The sequence below is a fragment of the Chelativorans multitrophicus genome, from assembly GCF_011317445.1.
GTDB lineage: Bacteria > Pseudomonadota > Alphaproteobacteria > Rhizobiales > Rhizobiaceae > Chelativorans > Chelativorans multitrophicus.
In genome coordinates this window covers 1-21,858 of the sequence record NZ_JAAAPL010000001.1, presented here as the reverse complement: position 1 = coordinate 21,858, position 21,858 = coordinate 1, and the positions used below count along the sequence as shown (strand labels likewise).

General features: G+C 62.5%; 17 protein-coding genes and 3 pseudogenes. 12 read left to right on the top strand and 8 right to left on the bottom strand.

Going from position 1 to position 21,858, the window contains the following annotated elements; translation table 11 throughout:
- Positions 1 to 137: 137 nt before the first annotated feature.
- The 8 genes and pseudogenes from GNP00_RS00100 (at position 138) to GNP00_RS23660 (ending at position 7,708) form a co-directional block, all read left to right on the top strand.
- Positions 138 to 3,113, top strand: a complete 2,976-nt coding sequence (locus GNP00_RS00100) for a Tn3 family transposase (protein ID WP_011578824.1) — start codon at positions 138 to 140, stop codon at positions 3,111 to 3,113.
- Positions 3,114 to 3,258: 145 nt separating this feature from the next.
- Positions 3,259 to 3,555: pseudogene (locus tag GNP00_RS00095) on the top strand (low molecular weight phosphatase family protein); the annotation flags it as partial.
- Between the two features lie 5 nt (positions 3,556 to 3,560).
- Positions 3,561 to 4,259, top strand: coding sequence for an aquaporin (locus GNP00_RS00090; RefSeq protein WP_011578664.1), 699 nt, complete (start codon positions 3,561 to 3,563; stop codon positions 4,257 to 4,259).
- Complete coding sequence (arsC, locus tag GNP00_RS00085) at positions 4,256 to 4,672, top strand: arsenate reductase (glutaredoxin) (RefSeq protein WP_011578665.1); 417 nt, start codon at positions 4,256 to 4,258, stop codon at positions 4,670 to 4,672. Before GNP00_RS00090 ends, arsC begins: the two co-directional genes overlap by 4 nt.
- An 83-nt stretch (positions 4,673 to 4,755) precedes the next feature.
- Positions 4,756 to 5,076: an ArsR/SmtB family transcription factor gene (locus GNP00_RS00080; RefSeq protein WP_011578666.1), complete on the top strand. Its 321-nt coding sequence runs from the start codon at positions 4,756 to 4,758 to the stop codon at positions 5,074 to 5,076.
- Positions 5,077 to 5,101: 25 nt separating this feature from the next.
- Positions 5,102 to 6,467 (top strand): annotated as a pseudogene (locus GNP00_RS00075) (FAD-dependent oxidoreductase).
- A complete protein-coding gene (locus GNP00_RS00070; protein ID WP_343034330.1) occupies positions 6,464 to 7,399 on the top strand; it encodes an MFS transporter in 936 nt (311 codons plus the stop codon). Before GNP00_RS00075 ends, GNP00_RS00070 begins: the two are co-directional and overlap by 4 nt.
- 78 nt (positions 7,400 to 7,477) lie before the next feature.
- Positions 7,478 to 7,708, top strand: coding sequence for a hypothetical protein (locus GNP00_RS23660; protein WP_343034329.1), 231 nt, complete (start codon positions 7,478 to 7,480; stop codon positions 7,706 to 7,708).
- A gap of 584 nt (positions 7,709 to 8,292) precedes the next feature.
- On the opposite strand, the gene GNP00_RS00060 is transcribed toward GNP00_RS23660, so the two are convergent.
- Positions 8,293 to 10,338: an NAD(+) synthase gene (locus GNP00_RS00060; protein ID WP_011578667.1), complete on the bottom strand. Its 2,046-nt coding sequence runs from the start codon at positions 10,336 to 10,338 to the stop codon at positions 8,293 to 8,295.
- A 584-nt stretch (positions 10,339 to 10,922) separates the two neighbouring features.
- Between GNP00_RS00060 and GNP00_RS23780 the strand changes: the two are divergent.
- A pseudogene (locus GNP00_RS23780) lies at positions 10,923 to 11,227 on the top strand (FGGY-family carbohydrate kinase); the annotation flags it as partial.
- Positions 11,228 to 11,366: 139 nt separating this feature from the next.
- On the opposite strand, the gene GNP00_RS00050 reads toward GNP00_RS23780, so the two are convergent.
- The 7 genes from GNP00_RS00050 to GNP00_RS00020 all read right to left on the bottom strand — a co-directional run bounded on the left by GNP00_RS00050 (position 11,367) and on the right by GNP00_RS00020 (position 19,634).
- Positions 11,367 to 12,104, bottom strand: coding sequence for a cytochrome c biogenesis protein CcdA (locus GNP00_RS00050; protein ID WP_011578668.1), 738 nt, complete (start codon positions 12,102 to 12,104; stop codon positions 11,367 to 11,369).
- Positions 12,105 to 12,106: 2 nt separating this feature from the next.
- The gene (gene lspA / locus GNP00_RS00045; protein ID WP_011578669.1) at positions 12,107 to 12,631 is read right to left on the bottom strand and encodes a signal peptidase II; all 525 of its coding nucleotides are present in this window, start codon (positions 12,629 to 12,631) and stop codon (positions 12,107 to 12,109) included.
- Between the two features lie 76 nt (positions 12,632 to 12,707).
- Positions 12,708 to 15,776, bottom strand: a complete 3,069-nt coding sequence (locus tag GNP00_RS00040) for a heavy metal translocating P-type ATPase (protein WP_011578670.1) — start codon at positions 15,774 to 15,776, stop codon at positions 12,708 to 12,710.
- A 319-nt stretch (positions 15,777 to 16,095) separates the two neighbouring features.
- The gene (locus GNP00_RS00035) at positions 16,096 to 17,343 is read right to left on the bottom strand and encodes a cytochrome P450 (RefSeq protein ID WP_011578671.1); all 1,248 of its coding nucleotides are present in this window, start codon (positions 17,341 to 17,343) and stop codon (positions 16,096 to 16,098) included.
- An 84-nt stretch (positions 17,344 to 17,427) separates the two neighbouring features.
- Positions 17,428 to 18,054 carry a cation efflux transmembrane domain-containing protein gene (locus tag GNP00_RS00030; RefSeq protein ID WP_011578672.1) on the bottom strand — a complete coding sequence of 209 codons (627 nt, stop codon included), beginning with the start codon at positions 18,052 to 18,054 and terminating at the stop codon, positions 17,428 to 17,430.
- 47 nt (positions 18,055 to 18,101) lie between these two features.
- A complete protein-coding gene (locus tag GNP00_RS00025; protein ID WP_041544163.1) occupies positions 18,102 to 18,299 on the bottom strand; it encodes a hypothetical protein in 198 nt (65 codons plus the stop codon).
- A 21-nt stretch (positions 18,300 to 18,320) separates the two neighbouring features.
- Complete coding sequence (locus GNP00_RS00020; protein WP_343034328.1) at positions 18,321 to 19,634, bottom strand: phenylacetate--CoA ligase family protein; 1,314 nt, start codon at positions 19,632 to 19,634, stop codon at positions 18,321 to 18,323.
- A 345-nt stretch (positions 19,635 to 19,979) separates the two neighbouring features.
- On the opposite strand from GNP00_RS00020, the gene GNP00_RS00015 reads away from it, so the two are divergent.
- From GNP00_RS00015 to GNP00_RS00005, 3 genes are all read left to right on the top strand, one after another.
- A complete protein-coding gene (locus GNP00_RS00015; protein ID WP_011578674.1) occupies positions 19,980 to 20,393 on the top strand; it encodes a MerR family transcriptional regulator in 414 nt (137 codons plus the stop codon).
- 367 nt (positions 20,394 to 20,760) lie between these two features.
- Positions 20,761 to 21,126 carry a hypothetical protein gene (locus tag GNP00_RS00010; RefSeq protein ID WP_041544164.1) on the top strand — a complete coding sequence of 122 codons (366 nt, stop codon included), beginning with the start codon at positions 20,761 to 20,763 and terminating at the stop codon, positions 21,124 to 21,126.
- Positions 21,127 to 21,258: 132 nt separating this feature from the next.
- On the top strand, positions 21,259 to 21,666 hold the full coding sequence (locus GNP00_RS00005) for a FixH family protein (protein ID WP_011578676.1): 408 nt from the start codon (positions 21,259 to 21,261) through the stop codon (positions 21,664 to 21,666).
- The last annotated feature ends 192 nt before the right edge of the window (positions 21,667 to 21,858 follow it).

Sequence of the window (21,858 nt, the reverse complement as noted above, 5' to 3'; positions counted from 1 at the left end):
AATAGGCTGTCCGAAATATCCTTCCTGTTCAAAAGCCTGTCAAGATAGTTTGTGGACAGGTCGTTTTACCCCTGTACGGAATCGTCCGTTTCCGAACAGAGGCTTGGGCCAGCGGTACGGAGTTGCAGGAGGAATAGATGGCCAAACGGACGCTTCTAAAAGTTCAGGATCGACAGGAGCTTTTCTGCATTCCCACCGATGACGACAGCCTGATCCGCCATTATTCCCTGTCACCGGCCGATCGGCTGGAAATCGAGCTTCGCAGGCGCAAGCACAACCAGCTTGGCTTTGCGTTGCAGCTCTGCCTGATGCGCCATCCTGGCCGGCCGCTCATGCCGAACGAGACTCCTCCGGGCGCGATGCTCAATTATGTCGCCGAACAGATCGACGCTGATCCCAGACTATTTGATCTCTACGCCCGCCGTGAGGAAACTCGCCGCGATCACATCGCACACCTGCTCGGCTATCTGGAAATGCGAAGCCCGACAGCCGATGACCGTCGTACGGCGCTGATGGCAGCCATCGACGCGGCCTCAACAACAGATAAGGGGGCGGTGATCGCAAAGGCAATCATTGCCACGTTCCGGGAGCGCCGGGTTCTCCTGCCGGCGGTGAACATGATCGAACGCATGGGGTTGGCAGCGCGCGCTGTTGCTCGCCGCCGCGCAGAGCACGCGCTGATCTCGGATCTCGATCCGGAAAAGCTTGAAACCCTCGATGCCTTGCTGAACATTGATCCGGCGATCGGACAGACGCGCTTTCATTGGCTGCGCTCTGCTCCCGACGCCCCCGGAGCAGGCAACCTGGTCGGCTTGACGGAACGGATCGCGTTCCTGCGCTCGCTTGGGATCGATCCTCGTTTACAGGCCCGCATCCCCTCCGGACGATGGGAGCAGATGGTCCGCGAAGGTGATGCCACACCGGCCTGGCTCGCCAGTGACTTCAACGCCAGCCGTCGCCGTGCGACAATCGTGGCCCAGGTGATCAAGCTCGGCCAGAAGCTCACCGACGATGCGGTAATGATGTTCATCAAGCTGATGGGCCGGCTATTCTCCCAGGCCAACAACCGGAAAAAGCAGCGTCACATGAACGCCCGCATCGAAACATCCAGGGCGCTGCGACTGTTCCTCGACACGATCGTTGCCTTGCAGGCAGCGAACGACAATGATGTCGATCCCATGACGATACTGGACAGGCGCGTGGGCTGGCATCGGCTGCTGCAGATCAAACCCAGCCTTGAGGCCATGGTGGAGAACGGCGACATGTCACCGCTGGTGCTGGCGGCCGAGCAACATGGAAACATCCGCAAGTTTGCCGGCGCTTTCCTTCAGGCATTCACGTTCCGCTCGCGCCGCCGGCACGATCCGCTGCTTGCGGCGGTCGCGACCCTGAAAATGCTTTATGTGGAGGGACGCCGTGTTCTGCCGGATCGCGTGCCGGTCGGCCATCTGGGTGCGAACGAAAGGAAACTGGTCTTCGAGGATGGCAAGCCGGATCGGCGGCTTTATGAAATCGCCACCTTCGCTCATTTACGGGACCGGCTGCATTCGCGCGATGTGTGGGTCGAGGGCAGCCGGTCATTCCGGCCGATAGACGAAGATCTCATGCCGAAGCCAACCTTTGTCGCTCTGAAGGGGCAAGATCAGCTCGGACTCGGTGTCCCGTCCGACTGCGCTATCTGGCTGGCTGAAGTCGGGCAAATGATGGACTTCAATCTCAAACGGCTGGCCTGGCGCGCCCGTTTCGGCAAGCTCGATGGTGTGAGGATGGAAAACGGCACGCTGACCGTGACGCCGCATACCAGCGATGTTCCCGCAGCGGCGGAAGCCCTCAATGCCGAAATCACGGACATGTATCCTCTGGTCGAGGTGCCCGATCTCTTGCGGGAGGTACATGAATGGACCGGATTTGCCGACCAGTTCACCCACGTCCGGACGGGAGATGCGCCACAAAACATCGCCGCCATACTGGCCGGCGTGCTTGCCGATGGCACGAATCTCGGCCCGAAACGCATGGCGGGGGCGTCGAAGGGGATCAGCGCCCACCAGATCGGCTGGATGCGCAGCTTCCATGCCCGCTCCGAAACCTATCGGGCCGCGCAGGCCTGCGTCACCGATGCCCATACCCGCCATCCGCATGCGCAAATCTGGGGCGACGGAACGACAGCCTCATCCGATGGGCAATTCTTCCGCGCCAGTGACCGGGCCGCAAGGCGCAGCGACATCAACCTGCATTATGGCAGCGAACCGGGCTCGAAGTTCTACAGCGGTCTTTCCGACCAGTACGGCTATTACAGCATCCTGCCGATCAGCCCGACCGAGAGCGAGGCCGTCTATGTGCTCGACGGCCTATTCGACCACGACACGATTCTGGAGATCGAGGAGTTGTTCACGGACACCGGCGGCGCAAGCGATCATGTCTTTGCGCTGTTCTGCCTGATCGGTAGGCGCTTCGCGCCACGTCTTCGCAACATCAAGGACAGAAAATTCCATACCTTCGAAAAAGCCGATGCCTATCCGACGCTGGCGAATCATATCGGCGCGCCTATCAACACCGCGCTCATCATGGAACATTGGGACGAGCTCCTGCGCCTTGCCGCGTCAATCACCACGCGCACCGTCGCGCCGTCAGCGATTCTCAAACGGTTGTCCGCCTCGTCCAAATCCAGCGATCTGGCCAAAGCGTTACGCGAACTCGGTCGCATCGAGCGCACCCTGTTCATGATCGAATGGTATTCCAGCCCGGCGCTGCGCCGGCGCTGTCAGGCCGGGCTCAACAAAGGCGAAGCCGCTCACAAGCTCAAGCGCGCCGTCTTTTTCCACGAGCGCGGCGAAATCCGTGATCGTTCCTTTGACAGTCAGGCATTCCGGGCTTCCGGCCTCAACCTCGTGGTCAGCGCCATCGTTCATTGGAACACCGTCTATCTCAGCCGGGCAACGGCTCATTTGCGCCAGCGAGGCCGGAATATTCCCGACGGATTGCTGAAGCACGTCTCGCCGCTCAGCTGGGAGCACATCAATCTCACCGGCATCTATTCCTGGGACACCGAGCAGCAGTTGTCCGAAGGCTTCAGGCCCTTGCGGCTTCCCGGCCGAATGTTGCGCGCCGCATGACGTTCACCATCCGTTCGGCCTTAGCGTACGATTTGGCACTGCTCTTGTTCCGACCCCTCTTCCCGGCCGAATGTTGCGCGCCGCATGACGTTCACCATCCGTTCGGCCTTAGCGTACGATTTGGCACTGCTCTTGTTCCGACCCCGAGTTCGCCGCTCCCGACGCGCCGAAGATGGATTTCGTGTTCACCGTCTGCGACGACGCGGCCAACGAGGCCTGCCCGGTCTGGCCGGGACAACCGATGACGGCACACTGGGGGGTGCCGGACCCGGCCGCGGTCGAAGGGACCGAGGCGGAGAAGCGATTTGCCTTCGCCGACACCTACCGGATGCTCGCGAACCGCATCTCGATCTTCGTCAACCTGCCGATGAGGTCGCTCGACAAGCTCGCCCTGCAGCGCCGGCTCGACGAGATCGGCCGTCGTCTGCCCGAAGCGGGCTGAGGGCTATGGCGTTCGACCTGTCGCGTCGCCTGACGGCCGAAGCGCTCGGCACGGGAATCCTTGTCGCGACAGTCGCGGGCTCTGGCATCATGGCCGACCGGCTGACGGATGACGTTGCCCTGGCGCTCCTCGGCAATACGCTGCCGACCGGCGCGATTCTCGTGGTGCTGATCACGATCCTCGGACCGATCTCCGGCGCGCACTTCAACCCGGCCGTGACCCTCGTCTTCGCGCTGCGCCGGGAAATCGAGGCGAACGCGGCGCTCGCCTATGTCGTCGCGCAGGTGCTCGGCGGCACTACCGGCACGCTGCTCGCGCACGCCATGTTCGAGCTGCCGCTCCTGCAGGCCTCCCAGACCATACGCACGGGTTCGGGCCAATGGATCGCGGAAACGGTCGCGGCGTTCGGGCTTGTCTTCACGATCCTCGCGGGTCTGCGCTTTCGGCCGGATGCCGTTGCCTGGCTGGTCGGGCTCTACATCACGGCCGCCTACTGGTTCACGGCCTCGACGTCCTTCGCCAATCCCGCCGTGGCGATCGCCCGCGCCTTCACCGACACCTTTGCCGGCATTCGTCCGATCGACGTGCCGGCATTCATCGCCGCCCAGCTTCTCGGCGCCGTCCTCGCCATGATCATGGCGGGATGGCTCGCGAGCGAAGCGGCCAAGACACCTGCCAGCCTGGAACCGAAAGCCGCCGAATGAAGATCACCATTTACCACAACCCCGACTGCGGCACGTCCCGCAACACCCTCGCGATGATCCGCCAGTCCAGCGAGGAACCGGAGGTGATCGAGTATCTAAAGACCCCGCCATCGAAGGAAAGGCTCGTGGAGCTAATCGCGGCGATGGGGATCACGCCGCGCGACTTGCTGCGCGAGAAGGGCACGCCCTATGCCGAGCTTGGTCTCAGCGATCCGGAGTGGACGGACGACGAGCTGACCGACTTCATGTTGGCGCACCCGATCCTGATCAACCGGCCGATCGTCGTCACGCCGCTCGGCGTGACGCTCGCTCGTCCCTCCGAGGCCGTGCTGGAAATCCTGCCGAACCCCAACATCGGCACGTTCACCAAGGAGGATGGCGAGGTGGTTTCCGGTCCGCCGCGGCCGGCTTGACGCCGCAGCCTGGCAGATTGCTATTTCGACAATCATCGAAATTAGTGCTGGACAGCGGCGCAAAGCCGTGTAGGCTTATTTCCATGAATCTCGAACAAGCAGCAAAGCAGCTCGAAGCGCTCGGCAACCCGACCCGGCTCCAGGTCTATCGGACGCTGGTGCGCGCCGGCGACGCCGGGCTGCCGGTCGGCCGCCTGCAGGAACGGCTCGGCATCCCGGCTTCGACGCTCTCCCATCACCTGCAAAGGCTGATCGCGACTAGGCTGGTGACGCAGGAACGCCAGGCCACCACGCTGATCTGCCGCGCCAACTATCCGGCCATGAACGGCCTCATCGGCTTCCTTGCCGACGAGTGCTGTGCTGACGCCGCCTGCATCGCGAGCGAGGAGGAAGCAGCCGCGTGACAGCCTCTCGTTATCGCTCGAATCTTTGCCTGTCGCCATCGTCGGCGGCGGTCCTGTCGGTCTCGCTGCCGCTGCCCACCTCGTCTCGCGCGGTCTGCCGGTGAAGCTCTACGAGGCCGGTCCGCAGGTCGGCGCCAACATCCGTGACTGGGGCCATGTCCGCGTGTTCACGCCGTGGCGCTATTGCGTCGATGCGGCGTCGTCGCACTGCTCGAGCGTCAGGGCTGGACGATGCCCGCAACCGATGCCTTCCCGACTGGCAGCGACCTCGTCCGCGACTATCTCGAACCGCTCGGCGCGACGCCCGAACTGGCCGACGTCATCGAGACGGGCGCCCGCGTTGTGGCGATCTCACGGCTCGGCATCGACAAGGTGGTAAGCCACGGGCGGGAGGAGCTGCCGTTCGTGCTGGCGACAAAGACGACGACAGGCACGCGCCGCGATCTCGCCAGTGCGGTGATCGACGCCTCCGGCACCTGGTCTACGCCGAACCCACTCGGCGCAAGCGGCCTGCCGGCCGACGGCGAGGCCGCGTTCGCCGATCGCATCGCCTATGGCATTCCCGATGTACTCGGCCGGCATCGCGACATCTATGCCGGCAAAACCACCCTGGTTGTCGGCGCGGGACATTCGGCTGCGAACGCGCTGCTCGACCTGGTCCGCCTGGCGGAAACAGATCCGGCCACGAAGGCGATCTGGGCGACCTGCAGCACCCATCTCGTGAGCATCTATGGCGGCGGCGATGCCGACCAGTTGCCGGCGCGAGGCGAGCTCGGCGCCGACACGCGCGAGCTGTTCGAAAGCGGTCGCGTCCCGCTCGTCGCCGGCTTTGCGATCCTCGCCATTCGCGAGGTAGGTGGCCGGCTTATACTCGACGGGAAACGGCCAAGGGTCCGCGCACGATCGGCCCTGTCGACCGCATCGTCGCTGCGACCGGCCAGCGGCCGGACCTGTCGCTGACGCGGGAACTGCGTCTCGATCTCGATCCCTGGCTCGAAAGCACCAAGGCGCTCGGGCCGCTGATCGATCCGAACGAGCACTCTTGCGGCTCGGTGCCGCCGCACGGCCATCGTGAACTCGCCCATCTCGAGCCGGGCTTCTACACGGTCGGCATCAAGAGCTACGGCCGCGCGCCGACCTTTTTGCTGCTGACCGGCTACGAGCAGGTCCGCTCCGTTGCTGCGGCAATCGCCGGCGACATGGCGGCGGCAAACAACGTGCAGCTCGTGCTGCCGGAGACAGGCGTGTGCGTCACCAACTTCGATGTCGGGAGCGAGACTGCGGGATGTTGCGGCGGCCCCGCGCCGGAGAGGTCCGACGCATGCTGCGTCGCCGACGCCGTGGCGAAGGACGAGGGCAAGTCGGGTTGCGGATGCGGGGTCGCCGCGTGAGCGTTTCGGCCGCGGACACGCCTGCCTCTACCTACCGGCCGCCAAGCCTGCTCCTGGTCATCCCGGTCCTCGGCGTCACGCAGATTCTGGCGTGGGGCTCGTCCTATTACCTTCTTGCGGTTCTCGCCCAGCCGATCTCCGCCGACACCGGCTGGCCATTGGCCTGGGTGGTCGGCGGCCTATGCCTCGGACTGCTGGTCGCCGGCGTCGTCTCGCCGCGGGTCGGCGACAGCATCCAGACGTTCGGCGGCAGGCTCGTGCTCGCCACCAGCGCCGTGTTCCTGGCGCTAGGCCTGGCCGGTCTCGCGCTGTCGCCCAACCTGCCGCTCTACATTATGTCCTGGCTTGTGCTCGGCGTCGGCATGGGCGCCGGACTCTACGACGCGGGTTTCGCCACGCTCGGCCGCCTCTACGGCCAGCGCGCCCGCACGGCGATTGCCACGCTGACCCTGTTCGGCGGGTTCGCCAGCACGGTCTGCTGGCCGCTCTCGGCCCTCTTGGTCTCCGAGTTCGGCTGGCGCAACGCCTGCCTGATCTACGCGGCCATTCACGTCGCCGTCCTGCTGCCGCTCTATGTCTTCGCGCTTCCGACCGAGCCGAAACGAGCGCTTCGCGTCGCTTCCCCTTCAGCGACGCCGGAAGGCGAAGGCGCTGTCCGGTCGCTCGCTTCGGGCTCGAAACTTCTGTTCGTGCTGATCGCGATCGTCATCACCATCAGCTCGATGATCTCAGCGATGCTGTCCGTGCATCTGCTGACGATCCTGCAGGCCCGCGAAATCGCGCTTGCGGCGGCCGTGGCGCTCGGCGCGATCGTCGGACCGTCACAGGTCGGCGCGCGAGCCATTGAAATGCTGATCAGCCGCTTCCATCATCCGATCTGGACGAAGTTCGCCTCCACCTTATTCGTGGCAACCGGCGTCGGTCTGCTGTGAAGCGGTTTCCCGATCATCGCCGCCGCGCTGATCTTCTACGGCGCCGGCATCGGCATCGAGCCGATCGCGCGCGGCACGTTGCCGCTCGCCGTCTTCGGCGAGGATCGCTATGCCTCGATCATGGGACGGATCGCCATGCCGAGCCTGATCATGCAGGCCGCATCACCGTCGCTCGGGGCGCTGCTGATCGACATGGTCGGCGCTGACCGCCCGCTCGCTGCATTCCTCGTGCTCGCGATCGTCAACGTGGCGCTGGTGGCCGCGCTCTACGCGATCCTGCTGAAGCGCGGACGCCTTCAGGCTGCATGATCCGAAAATAGGGGGCGAATAGCGCCGATCGATCGGCGGCAGGCGGCGAGCGCTTCCGCCGAGGCGCACCCTGGTGCGTCTCCAGAAATTCGGCAAAGCGTGCGATCATCACTTGTGGCCGCCCGCGGCCACGATCATCCAGCGCCGGTATGCGTCGGCGCTGTTCGTGTCTTTCACGGGACAGTCAGGAGTTTTTGTTGCGAGCACCTCGACGCAGCCAATGCGTGCAGCGGACGAGAGACGGCATCGCTGGTTTTGATGAACCCTTGGCTGCCTCCACCCTGCATATGTCCGCGATTGCGCGTTCCAGACGACGCGCAGACGCCTTGACCGGTGCCTTCGGGCAGCACGCAGATCGAACCCGCATCGTACCCACGAATGCTGAGGGGCCAGCTCGGCCTTATCGACGACGTTGGATCGTCGAACGCTTGTTCGCCTGAATCAGTCGCAATCGACGCCTCGCAAAGGACATCGAGGCATCAATCAAATCCGGCGCTGCATTCCTCTACGCAGCATCTGCGGTGTTCCTCTTCAGGCGTTTGGCAAAGTCGGCATGACTTTCAAAACAGACTCTTAGAGCAAGTTCATTCAGACGGCGTGTTGGCGCGCAACTCCTCCAACCAAAGGCGGGCGTTGCCGTCCGACGGAGCCCGCCAGTCGCCACGCGGCGACAGCGAGCCTCCGGCTGTGACTTTAGGCCCGTTGGGAGATGCGGAGCGCTTGAACTGGCTGATCGTAAAGAATCGATAGAGGAACACCTCCATCCAAGACTTGATTGTAGGCAGATCATATGCCCTGCGGCGGTCATCAGGGTATTGAGGTGGCCAGGCACCGGCGGCGATATCACGCCAAGCGTGGAACGCCAAGAATGCGATCTTCGATGGTTTCAAGCCGTACCGTGTCAGATAAAACAGCGTGAAATCCTGCAGCTCATACGGTCCAATCTTCTCTTCCGTGCTCTGCGATGGACCGCCCTCATCTGCCGGTATAAGCTCAGGCGAGATCACGGTATCAAGGATGGACAGCAGCGTTGCATTCGTTCCCGCGTCGAAGGCATTCGACTGCGCCACCCAGCGAATAAGGTGCTGAATGAGTGTCTTCGGCACTGACGCATTGACGTTGTAGTGACTCATTTGATCACCAACGCCGTAGGTCGACCAGCCCAGTGCGATTTCCGATAGATCGCCGGTGCCAAGGACAATGGCGCCTCGCTGATTAGCCGCACGGAACAAGATGTCAGTGCGCAGTCCCGCCTGCACATTCTCGAAAGTCACGTCGTAAACCATCTCACCCTTGGCGAATGGATGCCGCAGTCCTGCCAGCATTTGCTGCGCCAGCGGCTTAATGTCGATCTCCTCAGCAGTGACGCCGAGACTGCGCATCAGCGCCCAGGCATTGTCTTTCGTGGCATCCCCGGTCGCGAACCCCGGCATCGTGAAGCCGAGAATATCGGATCGCTGCCAGCCTAGCCGGTCGAATGCCTTGGCCGCCACGATCAACGCGTGAGTGGAATCCAGACCACCGGAGACGCCAATGCAGACGCGGCGGATGCCTGTCGCCTGCAGGCGCTTCATCAGTCCCTGCACCTGGATGCTATAGGCTTCGTAGCAATCCTGGTCGAGCCGTGCCGAATCGGCAGGAGCATAGGGAAAGCGTGCGACTATCCTGCGCAGCCCGAGGTCCGTCATGGGCGGCTCGAACTGGAAGCCTATACGTCGGAACCTGTCTTCAGGCATATTTTGTGCGATGGCCGCCTCGTTGAAGGTGCCAGTGCGCAGACGCTCCAACGTGAGTCTCTCAACGTCGACGTCGGCTATAGCCATTTGCGAGTCCAGCGGAAACCGCTCGGTCTCCGCCAGAAGCAACCCGAGCTCATAAATGCAGGCTTGGCCGTCCCAAGCGAGGTCCGTCGTTGACTCGCCCGGACCGGCCGCGGAATAGATATATGCGGCCCAGCACCGCGCCGATTGGGTTGCGCAGAGTAGTCGGCGCGTTTCTGCCTTTCCGACGGTGATGCTGCTGGCCGAGAGGTTGGCCAGGATAAGAGCGCCGGCGAGCGCCGCAAAGTCGCTGGGCGGAGCCGGTCCCCATAGGTCTTCGCACAGTTCGACGTGGAAGACGAAGCCTGGCAAATCCTCGGCCGCGAAGATCAGATCCATTCCGAAGGGGACGGGCTGACCTGCAATCCCGATGGTAGCTCTTTTCAGGTTTCGCCCTGAGGCGAACCAACGCTTTTCGTAGAACTCTCGGTAATTCGGCAGGTGTCCTTTGGGAACGACACCCAAAATGCGCCCCCGATGGATAACGACAGCGCAATTGTAGAGTCGTCCTTCGCGAGCTAGCGGCGCGCCGATGAGCAAAACAGGCGAAAGCTCAGCGCTTGCGGCCGCAATCTCCTCGATCGCCTGTTCTACCCGCTGCAGCAGTGCAGCCTGGCCGAGAATGTCGTCGATCGCATAAGCACAGAGGCCCAATTCCGGGAAGACCATCAGCGCCACACCCTGTCGTGCACCATCGCGGGCGAGCGCAACCGTTTCGGCGACATTGTAGCCCGGATCGGCGACTTCGCATTTCGGTGTACAGGCAGCTACGCGAATGAAACCCTGCTGATAGATAGAATAGAAGCTCATCTGCCCGTGCGATCTCCTGTTCTTGCGTTCCCGTTGCCGAGTGAGCCAAGCGACCGTGACCGCTGACACCGCGACCACGTTCAAATTTGACAGATGCTACGCAAAGATCGATTCTGTAGTCGCTACAGATTCATATATACCTATGATCGCGGCGTGTGAACCCGCGATCACGCCGAGATAGGTGGCCGCTCCGGTCGTTTATCTCGACAGCTGCTTGCCGGAGGACGACAAGGAACGAGGGGGTCAATTCCTCCCAATTGGAAGTCTTCCGACCTTCCGCATCGGGTTCTTCCTCGTAACGGTTGCATTGTGGCTGGCAATGGTTGTTACCGTCCTGAATTGCTCGATCTCAGCCCGGATGGATTTCGGCAAGCGGAACCGACGTCATCTGGGACAAGGCGACCGACAGCCGGTCCGTAACGCGATCATCTGGCGAGACAGACGCACCGCGCCACACCGCCAGAAGCTGAAGAAACACGGGTTGGAGAAAAAGTTCCCGCGCAAGACTGGTTTGCTTCTCGATCCCTGATGTTCGGGCATCAAGATCGCCTGGATCTGGGACAAGGTGAAGGGTGCAAGAAGACGCGCCGAGAAGGGACGCGATGCGTGGGGCAATCTTCGGCCTGACCGCGACTCAGGTACGGCCGAGTTCGCGAGCGCCGCGCCTGAATCGGTCGCGCTCCTGGCGCGCGACCTGCTGGATACCATGCGCAAGGACTGGAAAGGCGCCTAGGACTAGGCCAAGACGGTGCTCCGCGTCGACGGCGGCATGGTGGCCTCCGACTGGACCATGCAGCGGCTGGCCGACATTCTCGACGGGCCGGTCGACCGCCCGACCATCTTGGGGACGCCGCATTTGGTGCTGCCGGCGTTCGGCGCACTATATCTACCGCTGCGATATCTACCGCTGCGGCTTCGGGATTCATGAACAGAAGTGCGGGCGTCTTGTTTTGCCGATCATGCATCCCTGGGGCCAATGAGCGAGTTGCTGCGTATGCTCGAGCCGCTGCTTGCAGCTGGCGCGCGTCTCATCCGATGCTGCCGAGTATCGCAAAAGTCGTCAGCATCCAGATGGCAATCACTTGCAGGCGACCGGTCATCATCAGAATGCCGACGCCGACCATCACTGCTCCTGCTCCTACGTTGAGGACCGCGCCAGCGCGACGCATCCGCTTCAGAGCGACGGCCGCATTGCCGAAGAACAGTGCCGCTAAGACAAACGGGAGGCCGACCCCGAGGCCATAAGCTCCGAGGAGCACCGCGCCGTTTCCAGAAGAGGCCGCCGTGACTGTCAGGATGGAAGCGAGCACCGGGCCGATGCAAGGCGTCCATCCAAAGGCAAAGGCGATGCCGAGGAGAAACGCTCCGAAGGGGCCTCCAATCTGCGTCGGCCCGCTCCAGCGCCGGTCCGCCATCAATACGGCGGGCAGGCGCAGCAGCCCTGTCATAGCGAGACCGAAGACAGTGACCAACGCACCGCCGATTAGATTCGCTTGGATCTGATAACGTTGCAGAAATCCACCAAGGGCCATCGCACTGAGCCCGAGCAGAACAAACACCGCCGTGAAGCCGAGCACGAAGAGCAGGGCTGGCCCGAGAACATGGAACCGGCGGCTCCTCCCATCGAAGCAATCACCGTTCACGCCTCCCGCGACATACGACAAATAGCCCGGTACGAGCGGCAGCACGCAGGGCGAGAGGAAGGAGATGGCTCCAGCCATCGCGGCCGTGACCAACCCGAGCAAAGACACATCGATGAGCGCCACCGTCAGTGCCCCGCGCCGCTCGGCCGCTTCAGAACGGGAGCCACCGAGCGCCCCGGCCAAAAGGAGCCCGCGATCAGTAGGGCGACGCCAATCGTTATGGTCGTGTCGGCCATGTTAAATGCCGGCCAATGCCAGCCGCCAATACGGAAATCGAGGAAATCGGTCACGGCACCTTGACTTATCCGGTCCACAATATTGCCCATGGCACCGCCGGCGATCAGGCCGAGACCAAGCGTCTCCAACGGCTTTGGCGTTCTCATGGCCCAGAGGAGAAGGCCGGCGACGATCACCATCTTGATTCCGGCGAGCATCAATGGGCGGTCGAGGAAGAACTCACGGAACATTCCGAAACTGACACCCGTATTGAATCCGAGGGTCAGGTTGAAAAATGGCGCGATCTCGATCGTCCGTGGCGGCACCATTACGACGTTGAGGATGAGCCATTTCGTAACAAGATCGACCGCAAGGGCGGCAGCTAAAGCACCACATGCCAGTGTAGCTCGTCGGATCAGCCTCGGATACGCCACGCTCAATCAATCCTTCTTTTCGGCCATTCTGCGCGGCCGGTGCACATGGGTTGGGCCGCACCGACGCGGCCGCGGTCTACGCCGGGACCGTCTCGGTGATCGTCGAGGCCCGATGCCGGTGCAGCGAAACGCCAAGGCCGCTGGATGGGCCACCCTTTTGACTGCTGGTCTGACCACGATTGAGCAGGCGCAGGCCATTGAGAACGACCAGCAGAGACGCGCCGACGTCCGCCGCGATAGCACCCCAGAGCGATGCGAGACCAATCACCGTCAGCGCTGTGAACAAGAGCTTCACAGCGATCGAGAAGGCAACGTTTTGTCGGATGACGGCGAGCGTCGCGCGCGAATGGCGCACCAGCCAAGGAAGTTTCGAAAGATCGTCTGACATGAGGGCAACATCGGCCGTTTCAATGGCGGCGTCGCTGCCCATGGCACCCATGGCGATGCCGAGATTGGCGCGCCCCATCGCGGGAGCGTCATTGACTCCGTCGCCGACCATCGCCACCGATCCGTAGCGCCGCACCAAATCCTCGACCGCCGCCACCTTGTCGCCAGGTAGAAGTTCTGCCTGGACCTCGTCGATGCCCGTCTGCTTCGCAATCGCCTCGGCTGTCGCGCGATTGTCTCCAGTGAGCATCACAACGTGTCCGATCCCGGCGCGGTGCAGCGCCGTGACAATGTCCTTGGCCTCCGGCCTGACCGCATCGGCGACGGCAACGAGTCCCCAGACGTCCCGACCATCGCCGACCGCGACGATAGTGCGACCGGCGCTCGAAAGCGCATCTGCCCGCTGCAGAACCTCAGCAGAATTGACACCGCGCTCCTCAAGGTAGCGGCGCGAGCCGAGCCACATCTCGCGACCGGCCACGCGCCCGCTGACCCCTCGGCCAGTGATAGCTTGGACAGCCTCGGCAGGCTCGGCGGCGATTTTCAGTTCGGCGGCTTTCGCCAGGATGGCGCGAGCGATCGGATGTCCGCTGCGCGCCTCCAGGGCGGCGGCCAAGCCGAGGAGCTCAGTTTCGCTGCGCCCTCGAAGCGGCACAATCTCGACGACCTGCGGTCGTCCTTCGGTGAGCGTGCCCGTCTTGTCCAAGGCAATCGCCTTGAGGTGCGCAGGCGTCTCGAGATGGGTGCCGCCCTTTACCAAGACACCCTGCTTTGCCGCGCCGGCGAGTGCCGCGACGATCGTCACCGGGGTCGAAATCACGAGCGCGCAGGGGCAAGCGATCACGAGGAGCACGAGAGCCCGGTAGAACCAGACGTCCCAGGCACCGCCAAAGAGCAAGGGCGGAGCGAGAAAAATCGCAACGGCGAGTACCATCACGACGGGTGTGTAGACGCGCGCGAATTTCTCCACCCATTGCTCACTGGGCGCGCGTCGGCTCTGCGCCGAACCGACCATGCGGATAATCTGGGCAAGCGTCGTGTCATTCGCCGCTTTGGTGGTCACGACCTCGATTGCACCCTCACCGTTGATGGTCCCGGCAAAGACGTCGTCGCCTTCTGCCTTGAATACCGGCACGCTTTCACCGGTGATCGGTGCCTGGTTGACCTCACTCTCGCCAGCGGCAACCCGGCCGTCGAGCGGCACCTTGTCTCCCGGCCGGATTATGATCCGCGCGCCGACTCGCACCTCGGCCGCCGGCACGTCGCGCTCGGAGCCGTCTTCAAGTTTGACGCGTGCCGTCGGCGGCGCGAGTTCCATAAGGGCGGCAACTGCCCGGCGCGCGCGACCAAGGCTCCAGGCCTCGAGCGCCAGCGCCAATGCAAAAAAGAACGAAACGGTGGCGGCCTCGAACCAGGCGCCGATGCCGATCGCGCCCGCGACCGCAACCACCATCAGCAGATTCATGTCGGGTCGAAGTCGCTTCGCCGCGAGCCAAGCCTTGGGCCCGACGTAGCGCGCGGCACAGAGCACGGCGACCGCGTAGAGAACCATGCTCGGCAACGGGGTTGTGCCCATGGCATGTTCGCCTGCCTCGAAAGCCGCTATGACGCCGCCCCCGAGCCAAGCGTGGACCGCGAAGCCCAGCGCGGTGAGCACGCCGCTTGCGGTTGTCAGCCACGACTGCACCCGCTTGCGGCGCTCTTCGATCTGTGCGGCTTCGCTAATGCCACCTTCGATCCACGGCTCCGCGCGTAGGCCGGCGCGAGCCACCGCCTTTTCGATACGGGCTTCGAGCACGGAATCCGGTGTCACGTCGATCGACATGCGGCCGTTGAGGAGATCAAAAGCGAGCTTGTCTTCCCCGACGAGCGGCCCAACCTCCCGCTTCAAGGCCGCGATCTCGTCGGCACAATCCATGCCATGAATGCGAAACACGACCTGACCGGGTAAGTGGGTCGGGATCGGCGGGCTGAAGACCTCTTGCACCTCTGCGCCGCAGCCGCACGCCGAACCCTCATGTACCACGGCGGGCTGGGCTGGAGCGGGTGAGGCCGCCTGCGGCGCCCATAGTTCGGCGCGCATGCCCGTTCGAGCCACGGCTTGGGCGATCAGGTCTGCCGCCGCTCGGCTCTGGGGGGCCACCGTCATCGTGCCTTCGGCGGTGTCAAAAGCGAGTTTGCTTTCGCCGACGAGCGGTGTGAGTTCCCGCGTGAGCGCCGCCACCTCGTTCTTGCAGTCGAGGCCCTGGACCCGAAAGAGCATTGCCTCGGCTGCACCCTCCACGACGAGTGAAGCCCGCATTCCGGTCCGGGCCACGTGGCCGATTATATCGTCGACCGTCGCCTTTCGCTGCGGGGCCACGGTCATGAGCCCTTTCGTCGCGTCAAACATTAGCCAAGCGTCGCCGCCGACCAGCGGGCCGATTTCGCGCTTGAGCGCCGCGACTTCGTTCTTGCAGTCGAGCCCCTCGACCCGGAACAGGAGTGTCGGTGCGGCTTGCCGCGCTGCCTCCTCCGGCAGAAGATGCGCTCGCATTCCAGTCGTAGCAACCGCCCGCTGAATGGCATCGAGCTCCGAAGGGTTCCCGGACAGCACCTCCATAACGCCCGCTTGGGTGTGGAAGGACAGTTTGTCGTCACCGCCCACAACGGGACCTACCGCTGTGCGAAGCGCGCGGACCTCGTTTTGGCAATCAAGGCCGTCGACCTTGAACCGGAGTGAGCCGGCAGTGCCCGTCGCCGCGGCATCAACTTTCATTAATATCTCCTTGCTGTCGCAATTCGAGCTCGGCTCCCGAGCGTTCACGTACTCTTTGAACCATACATTCTGTAGCCACTACAGAATCAAGGGGCGCCGCGGCGAAGCTGATCCATAGAGGTCCGGCGGATGACGCCTCAACCAACGCGCCAGCCCGATTATTACCGGTCCCCAAGCCAGTTCAGTGGGGATATCGAGGCGCTCATAGCAGCGCACGATCTCAAGTAGCGCCAGCACCCGTCCAGATCGGATCATCCCGGCAAGATGCGTGTTGGGCGCACACCAAGAAATTTACACGGGCCTCGGTGTGTCCTTCGCTTTAGCTCTCCCTGACATTCCTAATGACGAACCGGCTACGCGGCAATGCGGGCAGCCGCGACCAGTCAATCCGCAGGTCTTGCTGCGGCACCTCATAGCTCATGGATCGCGAGAGGAAATCCGCAGTCAGCTTCATGAGCTCGATTGCGATCCATTCGCCAGGACAGCGATGATTAACATAGTGGTCTCCGCCGCCCTGCGGGATGAAATTGAATGGGCTCTCGTCCCAATGGCGGAATCGCTCGGGCTCGAACTCCTCCGGTCTCTTCCAGGTTCGGGGGTCCTGGTTGGTGCCGTATAGATCGAGGAGAACGCGTCGACCTGCGGTGAATTGATATCCGTTCCAATCGAATGCCTGCCGCGTCCGTGCAGCGACTGCCGGGAAAAAAGGATAGTACCGGCGAACCTCCTGGACGAAACGGCGGGAGTAGCTGTCCTCGTCAGCCTGAAGCCTCTCTCGAATTTTGGGATGCGCGTGCAATGCGTGGGCGACGAAAAGCATGTAAACCGAGACGGCAACCGTCGGCCTGATCACATTGATCAGCTCGACAGCGGCGATCTGGGGCGTCAGCAACTCACCATTCAGATCCCTATGCCACGCAATGATGTGGGCGGCCGACTGTTCGGGCGGGCGGATACGGCCACTGCGAATCTGATCGATGATATCCGCTATCCAACGATCAGCCTGTTTTCGGGCCCACCGCGACCACAAATGTCTAAGTCCGACCGCACCCGCATGGTCAAACAACGCGGCAATCTCCTTGGTCCGCGCGTCGACCTCTGAATCCGCCAGCGGCACGCCGGCCCAGGCACAGACCGCGCGTGTCAGAAGCAAGTGGAGCTCTGGATAGAGCACGACCTCGTCCATCGATCCCCACTTGAGCACTCGGATCTGCCACTCGGCCGCGGTCAGCTGGACGAGCTGCTCGATCCGCTCGGGTGTCATCAGCGACATGAACATCTGCTTGCGATGCCGGTGGGCGTCGTCGTCGAGGCCCTGCACGCCACCCACGCCGAGCAACGTCTTCTGGATCGCCTTAGGCATCGCACCAGTGCGTACGAAGCGACTCGGATCGTAGAACAGCTGGGCCGCTTCCGGGCCCGTCATACAGATGGTCTTCCGCAGCAGAAGCCGCGTTTCAAACAGGTCCGATCGATAGCGCCGACTCCGGTTGGAGATAAATCTATAGGGATCACCCATCAGGGCGATCGTCGAGTCCAGGCTTCTGTCACGTGGAATCCGGGGCATTGCGGCTCTCCAAATCCCGTTCGGCGAGATCCTCCGGCCTCCTGGAGGCAAACGCATGGTTATGGGTCCACAGGGGACGTTTGGTCATCCTCTGTCTCCCTGTGCAGAATCGCGGGCTTCACGCGCCTCCTTGAGAATCTCCCACCCTCCTTTGAGGACGATTCCGACGATCAGAACCCCGATCACGAGATCGGGGACGGGAGACTTCAGAAACATCACCAAGAGACCGGAAAGGACGATGCCCGCATTGGCCAGCATGTCGTTCGTCGTAAAAATCCACGACGCCTTGAAGTGCACACCATGCGCACGATGCGCTCGCAAAAGGCGAAGGCAGAGCAAATTGGTAGCCGCGTTCGCGAGCGCCGTGATGATCATCGCGAGCCCGATTGGCTCGGCTCCCGCGAAAAACCGACGCAAGACTTCTACAAGCAAACCGAAGGCAAGGAGGATCAGAAGAATGCCGGACAGGTTTGCGGCACGTGCCTTGGTAATGACCGTGCGGCCGACCGCATAGAGACTGACCGCATAAACAGCGGCGTCCCCCAGATTGTCGAGTGCGGCACCGAGCAGGCCCGTGGAATCCGCAAGCACGCCAACGGCACCGGCTACCAAGACCTGCGTGAAGTTAATCCCGAGTACCCACCACAGAGTGCGCCGTTCCTCGGCATCGCGAGCATCAAGACGTATCTCTGTTTCTTCGTCACTAGGCATGGTTCATGTCTCGCCCTCTGTAGACGTGTCACACTTGCTCGTGCTCGTCATCTCCTGACCCAGGCATAGTAGATGAGCAGCAGAAGAATGATCCCCCAAACGACAACGGCGATCGTGTTCAGCCGCTGGTTATAGGTGATCCCAAACAGACTGAACTGAACGCCCGCAGTGGCCAAGACTCCACGGGTGAGCACCTGATTGGCTGCTAAGCCCGCAAAGAACTTGGCAATTTCCTTCCCTTTCATCGACGTCTCCTCGAACCCGCTTCACGAGCGCCCACCCGAGAGCGGAATGACCTCCCGGAATTTTCCGCCCCGACCCTGTTCCGGCGGTTCGCCGCCGCGCCTGATAGCCACGCGTTCAAGCCCGTGTTCGCCAAGCACCTTTCGCAGACCTGCTTCGGCCTCGCGCCAAACGGCGTCTGCATTCGCCGCCGGCGCGATTTGCAGCCGTAATTCAAGTCCGTCCGGGTCGGACTGCGCGATCTGGAAAAGTGTCACGCCGCGGATTGACTCAATGGCCTGGCTAAGCGCCAGCGGAGGCAGCCTGACTTCGCCGCCTGGCGTGCGGAACGTGAGAACGTCGGCGGAGCGCCCCTGTACGCGAATTGCGGGCAAGGGATTGCCGCAGGGGCATGGATCGGGCCGCTGCAGCACACTGTCGCCGAGGTCGTAGCGCAGGATCGGCTGCACGCGGTTGGCGAGATTGCTGATCAGGACAGTGTGTGACTGCTCGCCTGGAGCGACCGCGCGGTAGTCGGCGTCGACCGGCTCGAACGCCACCCAGTCGGCGTTGATGTGCAGCCAGCCTTCGTCGCACATGGCACTCAGAAACATACATTCCGAGGCGGCGTAGCTGTTGCCGATCTTCGCGTTGAACACGCGAGCAATTCGGCCGTACTCAGCCTGCGGCAGCCCCTCGGCCGAGAGAGCCAGCAGCACAGGATGGATATCGAGCCGGCCGGCCTCCTGCTCGTCGGCGAGCAGCGCGGCCATGCTGGCATAGGGCGTCAGCAGAGCAGGTTGAAAGCGGTTCAGCTGCGCGACAAGTTCGGCCGTTGGCATATGTGCTGAAAGCACTTCGATGCGGCTGCCGCGCCGCTGCTTCAGGCGCGCGGCGGCAACGGCTGACGCAAAGTGGCCGCCGGTCGCCATCACCATTGCCATCCGCCCGCGGCGGGCGATGATTTTAAGGAAGTCGCTCGGGCCGAGCCAATCGCCGATCCAGCGGAGCATCATGGCAGTCACGACCGCCATCGTGTGATCGTCGACCAGGAAGATCCCGCGGCGGCCGGTCGTACCGGAGGTGGTCATTACGGTATATTTTCCGAGGAACCACTCTCCGATCCGGCTGGGATCGTCGACGAGCGCTTCTGTAGCCTCGAGCGTGACGGCGCGGTCGGTGCACCAGTCGTCGAAGCGCTCCATGAGCATCTTCTTGTCGGTGACCGGGAGCTGCTGGACGCTTTCAACCAGATCCGGCAGATCACGGTACAGCTCACGGTAGTGCGGGGAGTTGGCCCGGGCATGGGCGACTATGTCGGCGAGACGGGCACGCTGGCGTTGCGCGATTGCGCCCACCCCCTTCTTCCGAGTGCGCCAGGCGTCCCAGATCAGGCTTACGACATGCTCGGTCATAATTTGTCAGGTTCACACACCTCCAACCAATCGCTATATCTACTTCCTGTGGCCACTACAGAATCAACCCCTAAAGATCACTATCGCGGCCCGCCTGCGGACGGCCATGCTCTGCTATGGCTTCACGAGTTGCACCCCAACACGCCATCAGGCTGCACTAGCGGCCGCTTCCGCGGGATCGCTGTATGCGTGCATTTCTATGACTTGCTCGCCTCCCATCGTTCGCGCTTCACATGCCCTCGGCCGCTTGCTATATCGAATTCTGTAGCCACTAAAGAATTGTTGTTGATGTTCACCATCGGAGCTTTGTCCAAGCGCACTGGCGTCAATATCGAGACGATCCGCTACTATGAGCGGATTATGCTCATTCCCCCACCGCCGAGAACCGAAAGTGGAAGGCGCCTCTACGCAGCGGACGATGTTCGGCGGCTGACGTTCATCCGCCATGCCAGGGACCTCGGCTTCGACATCGCTGCCATCAAGACGATGCTCTCTCTGCAGGAGGTGCCCGAAGCGTCGTGTGAGCAGGTGAGCCGGATCGCCGCCGATCAGCTCGAGACCGTCGAGAGCCGCATCCGGCGGCTACTTGGACTTCGGACCGAGCTAACCCGGATGATCGATGAGTGCGACAACGGGAACGTCGCAAATTGCCGGATCATCGAAGTTCTCGCTGACTCGGCCGGTCAGCCCGATACCCAATAGTCACAAGCACGACGACCGCCACGTCAGCGCGGGCCCATGGTAGCCACGGGTGAAAATCCAGGTAGTCGACAGTGGCGCCAGAGCATCGGCCCGCACCCCCCCGAACGATGTGGCCTGTGGTGACTTGGTCCGCCTGACGGCGACAACACGAACGATAAAGGGGCAATGCGGCGCCGCTGCCCAAGGTGAACTACGATAACGGCGTGCCAGAAAATCTCTGCAGCACTCTCGACTCATCAATAATTAGAATCCCTCAATCGATTTGAGTGACTGATAGATTTGCTCACGGCAATCAGTTCTGCCTTCCTGGCACATATATGATCCTCGCCATCTTTTCTTGCAGCGCACAATGTGAGAAGTTGCGCTCGTGACATTCTGGCCCATGCTCCCCCGTCTGCTCTCGATCCTGGCGGTCCTGAGCCTTCTGATCGCGCCGATGGCTGCTCCATCGGCCGCGGCGATGATGGATGCCGAGCCCATGGCGGCGATGGAAGGCATGGCCAGCATGACAGAGGACATGCCTTGCTGTCCGCAGCAGAAACAGTCGCTGCCGGATTGCCAGAAGTCGTGTCCGTTGGCGACTTTGTGCGTGGCCAAGTGTTTCCCGAACGCGCCAGCGGTCAGCGCATCCCATCGGGCTATTTTCGTGCCTGTGACCGTGCTCACGCCTTGGGATGACGCCGCGCGCGATCTCCTGGCCGAACCACCCCCTCCACGACCTCCCAGAACCTGAGTTCATCGCCGGCTCGTTTTGAGCCGTCTGTCGCCGTGCGGCCGACTGCCGTGCGGCGAAGCGCCGTGGCTTTTCGCCACGAGCCCGGCCGTGCGCCTGCACGGATCAACGATGAAACTCGGGAATTAAACAATGACGTTTTTTGCAATGAAGCGCACCGCCTCCGCGGTGCTGATCGGCCTTGCTGTTGCGGGCCTTTCCTCCAACGCTTGGGCCGGAATTCAGGACTACGAGTTCCAGCTCGTCCAGCCTGAGATCAAGCAAGGCAATGCAGCGGTGATAGCCGTGCGCCTGGTCGACAAGCGCTCGGGCAAAGCCGTGCCGGATGCCGTGATCTTTGCTCAGCGTGTCGATATGGCTCCCGATGGGATGGAGATGATGGCAGCGCCGATCGAAGCGATGCCGTCGACCGAGCCCGGCGTCTATCGGTTCAAGGCGCAGATCTCGATGGTGGGCGGCTGGCGGCTGTCGCTCGGCGCCAAGGTGCAGGGCGAGACCGGCACGCTCGAAAACAAGCTCGTGTTCAAGGCCGTGCCATGAGCCGGGCGGGCCGAATTGGCCTCACCCTCGCCGCCATTTTGGCGGCGGGGGCTGGAGGCTATTGGGCCGGGCATCGCGATCTCGCGCTGCCTGACCTTTCATGGTGTCGCTTGGCACTTAATTGTAAGAATACGGTGGTTTCGTCCGGACTTGGCATTTTATTGTGAGAATCGTGGTGGCCGGATTCTCAAA